This window comes from Mesorhizobium sp. M0195 (assembly GCF_040322115.1).
Taxonomy (GTDB): domain Bacteria; phylum Pseudomonadota; class Alphaproteobacteria; order Rhizobiales; family Rhizobiaceae; genus Mesorhizobium.
Genome location: NZ_JAMYSV010000001.1, coordinates 166,250 through 181,893, shown reverse-complemented (window position 1 = coordinate 181,893; position 15,644 = coordinate 166,250). Strand labels below are relative to the sequence as shown.

15 protein-coding genes and 1 pseudogene are annotated in these 15,644 nt (G+C 62.5%); 3 read left to right on the top strand and 13 right to left on the bottom strand.

Annotated elements, in window-relative coordinates; all coding sequences use genetic code 11:
• Positions 1 to 8: 8 nt before the first annotated feature.
• Positions 9 to 1,943 (bottom strand): bifunctional 5-dehydro-2-deoxygluconokinase/5-dehydro-2-deoxyphosphogluconate aldolase, encoded by a 1,935-nt coding sequence (locus NKJ12_RS00880; RefSeq protein WP_352700978.1) that lies wholly within the window; start codon positions 1,941 to 1,943, stop codon positions 9 to 11.
• Positions 1,944 to 2,142: 199 nt separating this feature from the next.
• On the bottom strand, positions 2,143 to 2,871 hold the full coding sequence (locus tag NKJ12_RS00875; RefSeq protein WP_352700977.1) for an SDR family oxidoreductase: 729 nt from the start codon (positions 2,869 to 2,871) through the stop codon (positions 2,143 to 2,145).
• A gap of 157 nt (positions 2,872 to 3,028) precedes the next feature.
• Between NKJ12_RS00875 and NKJ12_RS00870 the strand changes: the two genes are divergently transcribed.
• Positions 3,029 to 3,898: an AraC family transcriptional regulator gene (locus NKJ12_RS00870; RefSeq protein WP_352700976.1), complete on the top strand. Its 870-nt coding sequence runs from the start codon at positions 3,029 to 3,031 to the stop codon at positions 3,896 to 3,898.
• On the opposite strand, the gene NKJ12_RS00865 is transcribed toward NKJ12_RS00870, so the two are convergent.
• Positions 3,895 to 4,740 (bottom strand): MurR/RpiR family transcriptional regulator, encoded by an 846-nt coding sequence (locus NKJ12_RS00865; protein WP_352701400.1) that lies wholly within the window; start codon positions 4,738 to 4,740, stop codon positions 3,895 to 3,897. The genes NKJ12_RS00870 and NKJ12_RS00865 overlap by 4 nt on opposite strands.
• Positions 4,741 to 4,893: 153 nt before the next feature.
• Between NKJ12_RS00865 and NKJ12_RS00860 the strand changes: the two genes are divergently transcribed.
• On the top strand, positions 4,894 to 6,003 hold the full coding sequence (locus NKJ12_RS00860) for a Gfo/Idh/MocA family protein (RefSeq protein ID WP_352700975.1): 1,110 nt from the start codon (positions 4,894 to 4,896) through the stop codon (positions 6,001 to 6,003).
• Positions 6,004 to 6,035: 32 nt separating this feature from the next.
• Here NKJ12_RS00860 and NKJ12_RS00855 read toward each other — a convergent pair.
• Positions 6,036 to 6,738 (bottom strand): annotated as a pseudogene (locus tag NKJ12_RS00855) (helix-turn-helix transcriptional regulator).
• A gap of 127 nt (positions 6,739 to 6,865) precedes the next feature.
• Between NKJ12_RS00855 and NKJ12_RS00850 the strand changes: the two are divergent.
• On the top strand, positions 6,866 to 7,501 hold the full coding sequence (locus NKJ12_RS00850; RefSeq protein ID WP_352700974.1) for a LysE family translocator: 636 nt from the start codon (positions 6,866 to 6,868) through the stop codon (positions 7,499 to 7,501).
• A 48-nt stretch (positions 7,502 to 7,549) separates the two neighbouring features.
• Here NKJ12_RS00850 and NKJ12_RS00845 read toward each other — a convergent pair whose 3' ends face one another.
• The 9 genes from NKJ12_RS00845 to NKJ12_RS00805 all read right to left on the bottom strand — a co-directional run bounded on the left by NKJ12_RS00845 (position 7,550) and on the right by NKJ12_RS00805 (position 15,624).
• Entirely contained in the window at positions 7,550 to 8,641 is a 1,092-nt protein-coding gene (locus NKJ12_RS00845; RefSeq protein ID WP_352700973.1) for a 3-deoxy-7-phosphoheptulonate synthase, read from the bottom strand.
• Between the two features lie 274 nt (positions 8,642 to 8,915).
• A complete protein-coding gene (locus NKJ12_RS00840) occupies positions 8,916 to 9,158 on the bottom strand; it encodes a hypothetical protein (protein WP_352686496.1) in 243 nt (80 codons plus the stop codon).
• Complete coding sequence (locus NKJ12_RS00835; RefSeq protein ID WP_352686499.1) at positions 9,158 to 9,427, bottom strand: type II toxin-antitoxin system Phd/YefM family antitoxin; 270 nt, start codon at positions 9,425 to 9,427, stop codon at positions 9,158 to 9,160. The genes NKJ12_RS00840 and NKJ12_RS00835 overlap by 1 nt, the downstream gene beginning before the upstream one ends.
• Before the next feature lie 84 nt (positions 9,428 to 9,511).
• A complete protein-coding gene (locus NKJ12_RS00830; RefSeq protein WP_352700972.1) occupies positions 9,512 to 10,306 on the bottom strand; it encodes an SDR family oxidoreductase in 795 nt (264 codons plus the stop codon).
• Between the two features lie 23 nt (positions 10,307 to 10,329).
• Positions 10,330 to 11,331 carry an inositol 2-dehydrogenase gene (gene iolG, locus NKJ12_RS00825; RefSeq protein WP_254815917.1) on the bottom strand — a complete coding sequence of 334 codons (1,002 nt, stop codon included), beginning with the start codon at positions 11,329 to 11,331 and terminating at the stop codon, positions 10,330 to 10,332.
• Between the two features lie 67 nt (positions 11,332 to 11,398).
• The gene (locus NKJ12_RS00820) at positions 11,399 to 12,166 is read right to left on the bottom strand and encodes an ATP-binding cassette domain-containing protein (RefSeq protein WP_352700971.1); all 768 of its coding nucleotides are present in this window, start codon (positions 12,164 to 12,166) and stop codon (positions 11,399 to 11,401) included.
• Positions 12,167 to 12,168: 2 nt separating this feature from the next.
• A complete protein-coding gene (locus NKJ12_RS00815) occupies positions 12,169 to 13,245 on the bottom strand; it encodes an ABC transporter permease (RefSeq protein WP_292655972.1) in 1,077 nt (358 codons plus the stop codon).
• Between the two features lie 97 nt (positions 13,246 to 13,342).
• Positions 13,343 to 14,284 carry a sugar ABC transporter substrate-binding protein gene (locus NKJ12_RS00810; protein ID WP_254815920.1) on the bottom strand — a complete coding sequence of 314 codons (942 nt, stop codon included), beginning with the start codon at positions 14,282 to 14,284 and terminating at the stop codon, positions 13,343 to 13,345.
• Between the two features lie 308 nt (positions 14,285 to 14,592).
• Positions 14,593 to 15,624, bottom strand: a complete 1,032-nt coding sequence (locus NKJ12_RS00805; RefSeq protein WP_352700970.1) for a LacI family DNA-binding transcriptional regulator — start codon at positions 15,622 to 15,624, stop codon at positions 14,593 to 14,595.
• Between the last annotated feature and the right edge of the window lie 20 nt (positions 15,625 to 15,644).

The window sequence follows — 15,644 nt, the reverse complement described above, 5'->3', positions numbered from 1 at the left end:
GCGCCTTCTTATGCTGCTTTGCGGCCGCGCGCGGCAAGCCACGCCTCGGTCAGTCTCTCGAAGCGAGATGCCATGTCGGCAACCGCTTCATCGTCCGACATCTTGCCGGCAAGCCATTGTTCGGCCGCGTTGATGAAGATGGTGCGGCCGACGGCAAAGCCCTTGACGGTGGGCGCCTTGGCGGTGGCGGCAAAGGCCGCTTCCAGCTCGTCCTGCGGCGCTTCCAAACCGAGCAGCACAATCCCGCGGCACCACGGATCGTTTTTCAGGATCACCGCCTCGATCTTTGCCCATGCGCCGTGCGATGCCTGCGGTTCGAGCTTCCACCAATCGGGCTTGATGCCGAGTGCGTAGAGTTCCTCGAGCGCGCGCGGGATGGTCATGTCGTCGAGCTTGCCATGCTTGCCGGCGATGATCTCCACCAGAAGTTCTCTGCCCACTTTCCGCGCGGCCTCGAACAAAGCGCGCAGTTTCTGCTGCTGTTCGGTCTTCAGCTCCGCCGGATCATCGGGATGATAGAAGCACAGGCACTTGATGCAGTGGTCGACCGGCCATTCGGTCAGTTGCGAACCAATGTCTTGCGAGAACTCGAAGCGAAGCGGCCGCGAACCCGGCAACTCGACCGGCCGGCCGAGCCAGGTGAAGGAATGGTGGGCGAATTCGAACATCGCCTCGCGCCCGTATTTTTCGTCGAGCAGCATGCCATAGCCGGCGCGGCCGGCCGCGACTTTGGCCGCAGCCTTGACGGTCAGCACCTTGAAAGCCGGGATCCGCGACGGATCGGCGCCGGCTTTTGCCGCGACGTCCTCCAGCTGGACGCGGTGGTCGCAGGCGAACGCCATCAGCGAGGGGATGTCGCGCCGGCGCGTGGTCGCCCAATGGATGTGGTTGATCGCCTCGTCCTTGCGCAGCGCCAGGTGCTTGCTGCCGTTTTTCAGGAAGAACTGCAATTCCTCGAAAGTCGGGTATTCAGGTGCGCAGAGGAGCCGCGACACGGCAAATGCCCCGCAGGCATTGGCCCAAGTCGCCGCCGTCGCCAGGCTTTCCTCGCCGAGCCAGCCGCGCAGGAAGCCCGACATGAAGGCGTCGCCGGCGCCAAGCACATTGTAGACCTCGATAGGAAACCCCTTGCCGACGATACCGTCCTCGAGATCGTCGCTGATCGGCCCGTCATAGACAATGCAGCCCATGGCGCCGCGCTTCAGCACGATGGTTGCCGCCGACAGCGAGCGGATGGTTTTCAGCGCGCTCAGGCAATCGTCTGCGCCCGACGCGATCATGATTTCCTCTTCGGTGCCGACGATGAGATCGCAGTCGGGCAGCACCGTCTTCAGCCGCGCCGACACGCGGTCGGATTTCACATAGCGCTCAAAGCCTTCGGCGTGGCCGGCGAGACCCCACAGGTTGGGGCGGTAGTCGATGTCGAACACCACCTTGCCACCCTTGGCTTTCATGACACGGATCGCCTTGCGCTGGGCGGCGTCGCTGTTGGGTCGTGAAAAATGCGTGCCGGTGACGACGATCGCGCGTGCCGAAGCGATGAACGCCTCATCGATGTCGTCTTGCGAAAGCGTCATGTCGGCGCAATCGCTGCGATAGAAGATCATCGGCGAGACGCCTTCATCCTCGACCGACAGCAGCACCAGGGCGGTCAGCCGCTCCGGATCGGTCTTGAGGCCTTGGACCGAAACGCCCTCTCGGGTCAGCTGCTCGCGGATGAAGCGGCCCATCTGCTCATTGCCGACGCGGGTGAGCAGCGCCGAGCGCAGGCCTAGTCTGGCAGTGCCGACTGCGATATTGGCCGGACAGCCGCCGACCGACTTGGCAAAGGAAGTAATGTCCTCAAGGCGCGAGCCGATCTGCTGGCCGTAGAGATCGACGGAAGCGCGGCCGATCGTGATGATGTCGAGCGGCGAATATTTCGCTTCCACGGCCTCGCCCATTCGAACCTCCCATCGGCTTTGTTGTCTTGGGTAACACGCGCGAGCGGCAGCGTGGCGCCAGCAATATGAAATAATAATTCCAATCCATAGTCAATATGGAACGAGCATTCCCAAGCTGAAAAGTGCTGTGCAAGGCTCGCGCGTTCAGAAACTTTGAAGTCAGACGAACGTCAAGTGTCTACCACTGAGACCAGCTGATTTACCAAGGAAGTGGGCCATCATCGTTGAAGTACCCGGCGGTCGGGCCATCGGCGTCCAAGGTCGCCAGGTTAATGACGATCTCGGCCGCCTGCTGCACCGTGCGGTGACCTTTATAGCCGTTGAGATCGGTGGCAGTGTAGCCGGGCGCGGCGGCGTTGACCTTGATGCCTTGCGGTGCGAGCTCCCTGGCGAAGGCCACCGTGATGGCGTTTAACGCTGTCTTGGAGCTGCCGTAGCCCATCATATTGATGGCGTGGTTCGCGGTGGCGGGATCCAGCGCCCGGCCGATGGAGCCGGTGGAGCTGCTCACCATCACGATCCGGGCAGCAGGTGCTGCCAGCAGCAGCGGCAGGAATGCCTGGGTCACGCGGATCTGGCCGAAGACATTGACGTCGTAGGTGGCCTGGATATCGGCGATCCGCTGCTGGCTCGGCGGCAGGTCGTAGTTGATGGCGACGCCGGCGTTGTTCACCAGCACGTCAAGGCGGGGGCTGGCCTGCCCGAACGCCTCGGCTGCCGCCTTCACGCTGTCATCCCTCGTGACGTCCAGCTCAAGCCACTCTACGTCGTGGCCTTCGGCACGCAATGCCTGCGCCGCCGCCATGCCACGTTCGGCGCTCCTGGCTCCGAGCCAGACCTTGAAGCCCATGGTCGCCATTCGCCGGGCGATTTCACGGCCTATACCCTTGTTGGCGCCGGTTACCAACGCAGTTTTCGATGTCGTCATGTCGTGTCTCCGTGTTTGCTGTCGAAGACCCACAAATGGCGCGAGGCAGCGGGCGCCGCGCGCCGGAAACTCTCCAGCTCTTGCCTAATCCTCTCACGCTGTTGCGCGGCCGGTGCGAATGCGCGATGCTGGCGCAATGAGCGGGGCGCTGCAGGAGTTGATCGAAATCGCCGGCCGCCATGCGCGCGGGCGAAGAATAAGAACGGCGGTTCCCCGCGTTTCGATCGGCCGCAGCGAAGTCGCGACGGCGCCATTGCCGGGTGTGTGGGGGTCGGGGGTCTTATTCGTATTGCAGGGCGCGAAGACGGTTCTGATCGGCGACCGGGCTCTTCGTTACGACCCGGCCAGCTATTTCATCTACACTGTCGAGACGCCCAGCATCAGCCAGATAGTCGAAGCGAGCGCCGCACGTCCTTATCTGGCCATTGGCTTGACCCTTGACCTGCAGGCTGTCGCCGCGCTCCTCGTTGAGCACGGGCCGGTCCTCGGCGGCGACAGGTTCTCCACCTCTCCCGTTGATGACGACCTGCTCGACGCGTTGCGTCGAATGCTGCGGCTGCTTGACCGGCCAGCGGAGATTCCCGTGCTCGCGGCCATGCTCGAGCGGGAGATGCTGTTTCGGCTCCTGCAAGGCCCGCAAGGCGGAAAGCTTCGTGAACTTGCGCGCGCCGACGGCCATCTGTCCCGGATTGGCCAGGCGATCGCCTGGATCCGCTCGCATCCCCATCAGCCGGTCCGGGTCGGGGATCTGGCCGAAATCGCCCATATGAGCAGTGCTGCGTTTTATCGTCACTTCAAGGCGGCGACGGCAATGAGCCCAATCCAGTATCAAAAGCAAATCCGCTTGCTGGAAGCCCGCCATCTGCTAATTGCCCAGCCGGGCAACGTGGCGCGTGTCGCCTTCGCTGTCGGCTATGAGAGTGCTTCCCAGTTCAGCCGGGAGTATGCCCGCCAGTTCGGATCGCCGCCTGCCCGCGACGCAGCGCGGCTTTTGGCAGGAGGCGAAACGGCAATAGAGGTGCTCTAAGGCTTGCGCTTCTTTCCGCTATCGCGCCGCTTCTCGCCGACCGCGACGGTCAGCGCCATGGCCAAGGCCATCGTCGCCGACAGCGAGCGGAAGCCGGCGAAATCGGCCTCGGCAACCTCGAACCAGACCTTGGCGAACTGGGCGAGCGGCGAAAAGGAGGAGTCGGTAATCGCCACGATCGGCACGCCTTGTTCCGAAATGACGCGCGCCTCCTCGATGGTGGCCGGGGCATAGGGCGAAAAGCTTATGGCAATGACGGCGTCCCTTGGGGATGCAAAGCCGATTATCTCCGCATTGAGGCCGGCGGCCGATTCGATCAGCTGGTTGCGGATCTTGAGCTTGCCCAATGCGTAGGCGATGTAGGAGGCGACCGGGTAGGAGCGCCGCTTGGCCAGCACGTAAATGGTTTCGGCCTTGGCCAGCACGGCGATAGCATCTTCGAAATGGTCTTCATTCAGCGTGCGCGAAATGTCGTTGAGCGAGGTGCTGGCTGCGGCAACAAAACCATCGAAAATCGCGCGGTGGCCGGCGCCTTCCTCGGCCTTGGCGCGCAATGCCGCCAGCCTTTCATCATAGGACGAGTTGCGCTCGCGCAGACGCTCGCGAAACACCAACTGCAGGCTGGTGAAACCATCAAAACCAAGCTGCTGGGCAAAGCGGATCAGCGTCGAAGGCTGGACACCGGCGGAAGCGGCGATGCTGGCGGCGGTGCCGAAGGCGATATCGTCTGGGTTGTCGAGCGCATAGGCGGCGATCTGGGCGATACGTTTCGGCAGGCTCTGGCGCCGCTCCAGGATCGTCGCCCGCAGCGTCTCGAAATCGCGCGGCACCCGTTCGTCCATCGTCGCTCCGCCCAGGCTCATCGTCTGGTTCCCTCTGTGCCCCATCATAGCGGGCCTGTGCAAGAACACCATAAAAAATGAGACAAGCGTTCCATCTGCAGACAAAATGGACTAATTCATCCACACAAACTTTGCACACAGGGAGGCAAGCGGATGGTCGGGGTAGGTCTTATCGGCACGGGCTTCATGGGCAAGTGCCACGTCATTGCCTGGAACGCGGTTGGTACCGTCTTTCCCGATGTGGCCAAGCCAAGGCTGGTTCATCTGGGCGAGGTCAACGAGGACCTTGCCAAACGCCGTGCCAGCGAATTCGGCTTCGCCAGGGCCTCCGGTGACTGGCGCGCGGTGGTCGACGATCCCGACGTCGATGTCATCTCGCTGACCACGCCGAACCAGTTCCACCCGGAAATGGCCATCGCCATCCTCGAAGCCGGGAAGCATCTGTGGTGTGAAAAACCGATGGCGCCGAGTTTTGCGGAGGCGCAAGCAATGGCTGCGGCAGCCCAAAAGTCCGGCAAAGTCGCCGCGCTCGGCTATAACTACATCCAGAACCCCGCAATCCGCCATATCGGCGCGCTGCTCGACGAGAAGATCATCGGCGAGGTCAACCATCTGCGCATCGAGATGGACGAGGACTTCATGGCCGATCCGGAGGCGCTGTTCTTCTGGAAGCACGAGGCGGCGTCCGGTTACGGCGCACTCGACGATTTCGCCGTGCATCCGCTTTCGCTCATCGCCGTGCTGTTCGGCCGCGTTGCCCGCGTCATGTGCGACATGGCCAAACCCTATGCCGAACGCCGCGTCGCCTCTGGCGGGCGCCGCGCGGTCGAAACCTACGACATCGCCAGCATCCTGATGCATCTCGAAAACGGCATCGCCGGCACGCTGCTGGTCAACCGTTCGGCCTGGGGCCGCAAAGGCCGGATCGCCATCCAGATTTTTGGCTCGAAGGGCTCGATCCTGTACGATCAGGAGCGGATGAATGAGTTCCAGCTCTATCTGACAGCCGACCGGCCGACCGAGCAAGGCTATCGCACCATCCTGGTGGCGCCGCACCACAAGCCCTACGACGCCTTCCTGCCGGCACCCGGCCACGGGCTTGGCTTCAACGACCTCAAGATCATCGAATGCAGGGAACTTTTGACGCGGCTGGCCGGCAAGCCGGCGCGCATCATCGACTTCGACGAAGGCTTGGAGATCGAGCGCACCGTGCACGCGATGGCCAGGTCGTTCAGTGAGAGCCGCTGGGAGGACGTGAGGTAGCCCTCCCCGGCATCCGCTTCACAGTGGCCGCTTCAGCCGCCTGCGGCCGAGGTGTCCGTTTCCCACCCGTTCACCCAGACCTGCCGCAAACCGTCGCCTTCACCCTTGAACCATAGTCCCGTCGCCTGGCAATCCTCGATCCGGTCGCTGCGGAAAATTGCGGATTGCCTGGCGCAGCTCGCACCAGGCAACGATGTTGGCGGTTTCGGAGTAGTAGATGAGGGCGATCGGACAGATGATGCGCTCGGTGGCTCGGCCCAGTTCGTCGCGGTAGGAAAGGTCCAGCTTGGCCTCGTCGCGGATGGCACGGCGCACCAACGCCAGATTGACCGCGGAGGCCGATGGCGCGGCAAGACCCCATGCATGCAACTGATTGGCGTCGAGCGTCTGGCGCAAAGGCGGCGGCACCGCGCCGGCAATCTTGGCGCTGACGCGCTTGGCCGCCTGCTTGAGCTCGCTGTCGCCCGTGCGTTCGAGCAGCGCGAGAGACAGTACGATCGCCTCCATCTCCTCGATCGAAAACATCAACGGCGGCAAGTCGAAGCCAGGACGCAGTATGTAGCCGATGCCGCGCCCGCCCTCGATCGGCACGCGCATCGCCTGCAGTGCGGCAATGTCGCGATAGACCGAGCGCACCGTCACCTCCAGCCGCTCGGCGATCATTGCCGCCGTCACCGGCTTCCTCGCCAGCCGCAGTATCTGGATGATCTCGAACAGACGCGACGCCTTGCGCATTCCCTCACTCGGCCCGAAGGCAACTGACAACACCTCGTCAGTTGGACTGACCTATAGGATCGCCTATCGAATTGAAAATCAACAAGTTCCTCTGCAGCTCGCCTGCATGAGGCGACAGGCAACTGACATGGACTACGCGGCAAACCTCTGGCTCTTCTTTCTCCTCCTTCTCGGCATCATCATCGTGCCCGGCATGGACATGCTTTTCGTGCTTGCCAATGCGCTGACCGGCGGCAGCAGCAGAGGGCTTGCGGCGACCGGCGGCATCATGCTGGGCGGCGTGGTGCATACGCTGAACGGCGCGCTCGGCGTCGGCCTGCTCATGCATTTCTTGCCGATCCTCTTCAATCCGCTGCTGATTGCCGGCGCGGCCTACATGGCCTTTATCGGCATCACGCTGATGCGCAGCTCCATCACCGTCGGCCATGACGGCCCTGCCGCCAGCCGCTCCGCATGGAAGGCCTTTCGCCAGGGGATCATGACCTGCCTGATTAATCCAAAGGCCTATCTCTTTGTTCTTGCCGTCTATCCGCAGTTTCTGAGGCCGGATTACGGCCCGATCTGGATGCAGGCGATCATCATGGGGCTCATGACGATCGCCACGCAGTTCGCTGTCTATGGCGGACTCGCAATTACCGCCGGTCGCAGCCGCGATCTGCTGGTCGCCAATCCAAGGGCAACCGCTCTTGCCGGCCGGGCGGCCGGACTGCTTCTCGTTGCGGTTTCGGCGCTCACCGTCTGGGAAGGCTTGAAGGCGGCGTGAATTCCGCGCCCGAAGGGCGCAACGTCCATGGCAGCGGCGCCGGCCGGGTCAGGCGGCTCCCGGACGGCTTGATATCATGGCGCGGCGCACCGACCGGCGCCGCTCGACGGCGTCGGCAAGGCCGTAAAGCACCGTCTCGGTGGTTGCCCAGTCGATGCAGCCATCGGTGATGCTCTGGCCATAGACAAGCGGCTTGCCGGGCACGACATCCTGCCGGCCGGCGACAAGGTTGCTCTCGATCATGACGCCGATGATGCGCTCGTCGCCCGCTGCGACCTGGCCCGCCACCTCGGCTGCCACCCCTGGCTGGTTTTCCGGCTTCTTGCTGCTGTTGGCGTGGCTGACATCGATCATCAGCCGCGGCGCCACGCCGATCCGGCCGAGTTCCGCGCAGGCAGCAGCAATGCTGGCCGCGTCATAATTCGGCACAATACCGCCGCGCAGGATGACGTGGCAGTCCTCGTTGCCGGTTGTCGTAGCGATGGCGCTGCGCCCACCTTTCGTCACCGCCATGAAATGATGCGGCTGGGCGGCGGATTTCACGGCTTCGGCGGCGATCCGCAAATTGCCGTCGGTGCCGTTCTTGAAGCCGACCGGGCAGGACAGGCCTGACGCCAGTTCGCGATGGATCTGGCTCTCGGTCGTACGCGCGCCGATCGCGCCCCAGGCGACGAGGTCGGCAATATATTGCGGGGTGGCCATGTCGAGGAATTCGGTGGCCGCCGGAAGGCCGAGATTGTTGACCGCGGAGAGCACGTTGCGGGCCATCCGCAACCCCTTGTCGATGTTGAAGCTGCCGTCGAGATCGGGATCGTTGATCAGGCCTTTCCAGCCGACCGTCGTGCGCGGCTTCTCGAAATACACCCGCATCACGATCTCCAGCCGGTCCGACAGGCTTTCGCGCAGCGTCGCCAGACGACTGGCATAGTCTACGGCAGCGGCCGGGTCGTGGATCGAACAGGGGCCGACGACAACCACCAGTCGGTCGTCGGCGCCGGTCAGCACGGCGTGGATCGCGTTGCGTGATGCGGCAACGGTGCGCGTCGCCGTCAGCGTGCGCGGTATCTCCCGCATCACCTCGTCCGGCGTGCTCAATTCCCTTATTTCTTTGACCCGAAGATCGTCTGTGGTCGTCAACACGGCTTTCTGCTCCTGTTTGTTTGGAGCATGATCTTTTCCGAAAACCGGATGCCACTTTTCGGGATCATGCTTTAGGAGACCTGCCGGCAAACAAAAAAGCCGCCAGGTCTGGCGGCTGTTCGGATTTTTGATGCTGCAATCTTCAGATCGAGCGCAATCCTCCCGCCGCCAGCGAGCTGCTAAAGTACCAATAGGTGGCGGTCAGGTTGATCATGCGGCTCATATAATCGATGCCGGGGCGCTTGTCACGTGGGTGATGAGGCGAAGCAGTGTCTCAGTTTGAAATGTGCTCCTGGCCTTGGGGAAACCAGATGCCACGCCGAAACCAGTTGGCCACGCCCAGATTGGGTATGACGTGATTCTGGTCAAGGTCATTCATGTCCTTGATGATCTCGATGCCGACAACATTCTCGGCAGACCCAAAGGCAAGCGAAAAGAGTTGTAGCGCGTCGGCTTTCGATTGCGCGGTGACGCCAACCCCGAGGTGGCCGCTTACCTTGATCCAATAGGGATGCATCAGACGTGCTCTTGCCGCCCCAGCGGTTCGTCACGCTGACGCCCAAGGTTGAGATCGGCGCCGCGCAGCGGGGAGTCCAACAGGAACTCCGCAAGCGTACCCTTGCGTGCGGTCTTGCGCTGCCATTCCTCGGCCGAGACGACAACCACGATCGGTTTGCCGTTTCTGGTGATCGTCTGCGGCGCCGACTGCGCGCGCTCGATGACCTCTGAGAGCCGGGCTTTTGCCCCGGCGACCGTCCAATTGGTATTCTTAGGTGCAGGCGGCATCTTAATCCCGTGACTAGTCCGACTACGTTGACTATGCGGGAATGGCGATGCCGACGCAACAGACGCAGGGCCACTCAGCTGGCCTTACTCCGGCGACGCCCCCGCGATGCTCTGGTCGTAGTCGACCAGCGATCCGGTCATGACGCCGGACTGCGGGCTGATCATATAGCTGATCAACCGGGCAAGCTGTGCCGGTTTCACCAATTGACCCATCGGCTGCGCGGCCTCGGCCCGTTCCAGCCAGTCGTCCGGCGCGTCGTGCCATTTTTTCTGCACGATCGCTTCGCCCTCGGTGTCCATCCAGCCGGGCAGCACCGCATTGCAGCGGATGCAATTGCCGCGATAGGCATTGGCGACATTCTTGGTCAGTGTCGCCAGCGCACCCTTGCTCGACGAATAGGGTGCCAGGAACGACTGGCCGCAATGCGCCGACATCGACAGCACGTTGACGATCGAGCCCGGTGCCTTGCGCGCCAGCAAATGCGCCACCACGCCCTGCATCAGGAAAAACGGGCCGCGCACATTGGTCTGGAATATCTGGTCGAAGAGATCCTCGGAGGTCTCGACCAGCGAGCCGCGAGCCGAGGTGGCAGCGGCGTTGACCAGCGCGTTGACGGTACCGAAATGGCCAATCGCCATTTCGACCGCACGCTTGCAGTCGGCCACCTCTGAGACGTCGGCACTGATGAAGATGGCATCGACACCTGCCCGCTTGAGAGTGGCGACAGCTTTGTCGCCTTTCTCTTGCGAGCGGCCGATCAGCGCCAGCGCCCGGCAGCCCTCATCGGCCAGCGCTTCGGCGACGGCAAAGCCGATGCCTTGTGCGCCGCCGGTGACGATGGCGCGTGTTTCGGAATTGCGACCGGCGGAACCGTTCATCGCCTTGCTCCTGTGTTTGATAGTCAGATTGTTTTGTCGAGGCGGACGGTCTTGCCTTCCTTGGCCGATTTCAGCGCCGCATCTGCCAGCCTGAGCGCCACCAGGCCATCCTGGCCGCTCGGCGCCGCCTTCTTGCCCGACGTCGCTGCCGCGATGAAGGCGGCGATCTCGTTGGCATAGGCGTCGAGATAACGGGTCATGAAGAAATCGTGCAGCGGCGGCCGCGTATAACCTTTCTCGTTGGCCAGTTCGATCGACACCGGCCGCTGGTTTTCGGCCGCGATCATGCCTTTCGAGCCATGCACCTCGATGCGCTGGTCGTAGCCATAGGTGGCGCGGCGCGAGTTGGAGATGACGCATTGCTTGCCGGAGGCGGTTTCGAGGATGACGCTGACGCTGTCGAAGTCGCCGGCTTCGCCGATCTTCTTGTCGACCAGCACCGAAGCGTGCGCGCTGACCGCCACCGGCTCCTCGCCGAGCAGGAAGCGCGCCATGTCGAAATCATGAATGGTCATGTCGCGGAAGATGCCGCCCGAGCGGCCGATATAGTCGAGCGGCGGCGGGCCGGGATCGCGCGAGGTGATCGTCACCATTTCGACGGTGCCGATGGCGCCGTCGTCGATCGCCTTGCGCACGGCGGCAAAATGCGGATCGAAGCGGCGGTTGAAGCCGACCATCAGGGTGGCGCCGGCCTTGTCGACGACGGCCAGGCAACGTTCCACCCTGGCGGCGTCGAGGTCGATCGGCTTTTCGCAGAAAATCGCTTTACCCGCTTTGGCGAAGCGTTCGATCAGATCGGCATGAGTGTCGGTCGGCGTGCAGATGACGACCGCATCGATATCGCCGGCCTTCTCGATGGCATCGATGCTGCGCACTTCGGCGCCATAGGCAGAGGCCAGATCGGTCGCCGCCTTCTCGAAGGCATCGGCAACTGCAACCAGCCTGGCCTGCGGATTGGAACCAACGGCGCGAGCATGGACCTTGCCGATACGGCCGGCACCGAGAAGAGCAAAGCGAAGAGGCATGAAGAATTTTCCTTTGAGGATGGTTGGGAAGGGAAGGCGTGTCAGCGCCTGTGGCCTGGCGTTGCCGTTACGCCGCAAGCTCCGCCCGCCCGGTCTTGGCACCGGTGATGTAGGAGACGATATCGTTGCCGTCGGTGTCTTGCTTGCGCAAATTGGCGACGATGCGGCCGCGCCGGAAAACGACGATGCGGTCGACCAGGTCGAACACCTGGCGCATGTTGTGAGAGATCAGGATCAGCGGTTCGCCATTTTCCTTCAGCGTGCGGATGATGTTTTCGACCTGCATCGTCTCCTGCACGCCGAGTGCCGCCGTCGGCTCATCCATGATGATGAGCTTGGAAGCAAAGGTCGCGGTTCTGGCAATTGCCACGCACTGGCGCTGGCCGCCCGACATATGGCGGATGGTGTTGGAAAGATTGGGGATCTTGACCGCCGTGCGGACCAAGGCTGCCTCGGTCGCCTTGCGCATGAACTTGCGATCGAGGATCGAGAAGGGTCCTAGATTGAACAGCACCCGCTCGCGGCCGAGGAACAGGTTCGACGGCACGTCGAGATCGTCGGCGAGCGCCAGGTTCTGGAACACGGTCTCGATGCCCGCCTCGCGGGCTTCGATCGGGCCGGCAAAATTCACTTCCTTGCCGTCGAACCACATCCTGCCGCTAGTGCGCTGCTCGACGCCGGTGATCTGGCGTACGAAGGTCGATTTGCCAGCGCCGTTGTCGCCCATGATAGCGACATGCTCGCCCTTGTGCAGCTCGAAGTTGGCACCCTCCAGCGCATGGACGCCGCCATAATACTTGGTCAGGTTTTCCGTCTTCAGGACGATGTCCGACATGGTCAAGCCCTCATTGCCCGCAGGCGTTGGCGCCACTGGTCGAGAACGACTGCGCCGACGATGATCACGCCTTTGACCATCTCCTGATAATAGGCGTCGAGGCGCAGAAAGGTGAAGCCGGAGATGATGACGCCGAAGATCAGCGAGCCGATCACCGTCCCGATAATCGAGCCGCGGCCGCCCGACAGCGAGACGCCGCCGATAACCGCCATGGCGATCGCGTCGAGCTCGTACATCACACCCATGCCGGCCTGGGCGGTGAGATTCTTCGAGCTCAGCACCACGGCGGCGAGCGCGGCGAGGACGCCGGCAATGACGTAGACGAGGATCTTGTGGTTGGCGATGTTGATGCCGGACATGCGCGCGGCGTCCTCATTGGAGCCGATTGCATAGCAGTGCTTGCCATATTTGGTGTAGCTCAGGATCAGCTGAAACAGCACCGCGAGCGATATGAAGATGATGACCGGCATCAGCCCCTTGCCGATGGCGGCGAAACTCTCGGTCGGAAACGAGATCGGCTGTCCCTTCGACCACCATTTGGCGATGCCGCGCGCGGTCACCATCATGCCGAGCGTGGCGATGAACGGCGGAATGCGGGTGTAGGCGATCAATGCACCGTTGACCAGGCCGGCCAGCAGTCCGCAGCCGATCGCGACCAGCACCGGCACGATCACCGGCAGGTCGGTCCAGCCCTGGGCGATGAACATCGCCTTGGGGTTCGGGTTGCCGTTGACGGTCGCCACCTGGGCGAAGCTCATGGCGATCATTGCCGTGGCGCCGACGATCGAACCTGAGGACAGGTCGATGCCGCCGGTAATGATCACCTGCGTCACGCCGATGGCAATGATGCCGACGATCGACACCTGCAGGATGATGATCTGCAGGCGCGCTTCGTTGAAGATCGCATCGATATTGTCGCGGGTATTGAACAGGAAGCTGTCGCCCAGGAAGACCCGGCCGATCAGCTCGAAAGCGCCGACCAGGATGACGAGCGCCAGGAAGACGTTGAATTCGGCCGGCCATGCGCGCCGCTTCGCATCATAGCTGAGGCCGCCGACGCCGTGAGATGTCTGTGCCAATCGTGCTTCCTCCGTCAGCCACAGTCTCTTTCGGCCGCTCTTCAGGCCGAGAGAGAGAAGGAGGAGCGGCGCTGGTGCGCCGCTCCGGTCCGCTGCCTCAGTTCTTCTTCAGGAACTTGTCGATATTCGCCGGCGTGACCAATTGGAACGGGATATAGACCTTGTGCTCGACCTTTTCGCCCTTCGCCAGCTTGAGCGCCGCGTCAAGCGCGCCGGCGCCTTGGCCGGCCGCGTCCTGGAACACCGTCACATCGAGATCGCCCGCCTGCATCGCTGCAAGCGCGTCCTGGGTAGCGTCGACGCCGCCGACGACAACCGACTTCATGTCGATGTTGGCGGCCTTCATCGCCTGGATGGCGCCGATCGCGCTTTCGTCATTGTTGGCGATGACGCCGTCGAACGGCTTGCCGGTCGACAGCCAGTTGGTCATCAGGTTCTGCGCTTCTTCGCGCTTCCAGTTCGACGTCTGCTTATCGATGATCTTGATGAAGCTGCACTCCGGCGTGGCGATCACATCGTCAATGTCCTTGGTGCGCTGCACCGCTGCCTGGTTCGACAGTTCGCCCATGATCACATAGACGTTGGCTTCAGTCTTGCCGGCCTCCTTGAATAGGCGGCAGACCTCCTTGGTCTCGAGCGTGCCGGAATCGGCTTCGTTCGAGGCGACGAAGGCCTGGTTTTCGGGCAGCGTGTCGACGTTGACCGGCTCGCGATTGACATAGACCAGTGGAATCTTGGCGGCGGCGGCTGCGTCCGACATCGCCTGGGTCGCCGAGGTGTCGACCGGGTTGACGATGATGGCGTCGACGCCCGAGGCGGCGAAGTTCTTGATCTGGTCGAGTTGCTTGGCGACGTCGTTCTGCGCATCCTCCACCTGCAGTTCCACGCCGTCCATGCCCTTGGCCTGCTCGATCATGCCGTTGCGCAGCACGGTGAGAAAATTGTCGTCGAACAACGCCATCGACACGCCGATCTTGGCAGCGAAGGCGGACGAACTCATCAGCGCCGCGAACGCGACGCCCAACAGCAGTTTTTTCATTTTATTTCTCCTCCACATTGGTGTCCGGCTGCACCGATCTACCCGGAATCCCCGATCTCGCAGGGAATTCTCTCCCGATTGCCATTTTAGTTCCGGAGGCATTTGCCTGAAACAGATCTTCCGGAACGAAAGAACCAAAATGCTCTGTCGGTGAAATATTTATTCCATTTCGCGTGGGCGTCAAGCGAGATTTCGCCATGAAGGATGGATTTTCGGCATTTCAAGCGCATTTGGACGGACGCTCAGGCAAGCCAAGCCTGAAAGCGTTCTGATAGATTACATCATGTCTGCCGCCAATGACCGCGACGTCAGATGTTTTCCGGCAGATAGATGTCGAAGGGCAGAAAGGTCTGGCCCGGCGCATTCGCAGCGCCGGTCTCGATGGCATGCGCCATCAGCCCGACAAGCTCGCGGCAAAGCGCTGCCAGTGGCGTCGAGATCACCATCGTCAGGAAATTATCCGCCAGCGCCGAGCGGGAGTCGGGCGTGATCTCGTTGCAGACGACCGCCGGCACCTCTGCCGGCTTTGCCTCCCTCAGCGCCGAGATCGCGCCTTCCATGCCGCCACCGGCGACATAGCAGCCGACGAGATCAGGGTGGCGGGCTAGAAGCTCGATCATTGCATCATGCGTGATCTGGTTCGCTTCCAGATTGACCAACGTCTCGAGCAGGGTGAATTCCGGCGCCTGCTCGCGAAAGAAGGAGCGAAAACCGATCTCGCGAAGCTCATGGCCATGGAAGCGATGGCTGCCGACGAAGAGGGCAACCTTGCCAGGCCTCTTCGCAGCCTTCGAGATCATCCAGGCGGCGGTGCGGCCGACCTTGCGATTGTCCAGGCCGACATAGCCCTCGCGAATACCGGACGCAAAGTCGGAAAGCAGGGAGAACACCGGTACGCCATTGGCTTTGAGAGCCTCGACGGCGACCGTCAGCGTCGGGTGATCAGGCCCGACCAGGGCGACGGCCCTGGATTTGGCGGCCAGCTTGCGCATCCGCTCGACGATCTCGTCCGGCGCCAGCGAGCCGGCGAAGTCGATGGTCGCCACGCCGCGAACGCGCGGCGACTGCGATACCGCCAGTTCAAGCTCGCGGGCAAATTCGCTGTAGAAGACGTCCTCCCGCCGCAACAGCAGGAACCCGAGCCGATACTCCGGCAATTCATGGCGCATCCGCTGCTTGATCAGCCCGGCTGCGTGATAGCCAATGCTGGTCGCCGCTTCATAGACGCGGCGCGCGGTTTCCTCGCGCACTGGCAACCGGTTGTTCAGCACCCGGTCGACGGTGGCGACGCTGACCCCCGAAATGCGTGCCAAATCGGTAATCGTCGGCCGTTTCGCCATCGCTGCCTCGCTCTATTGTT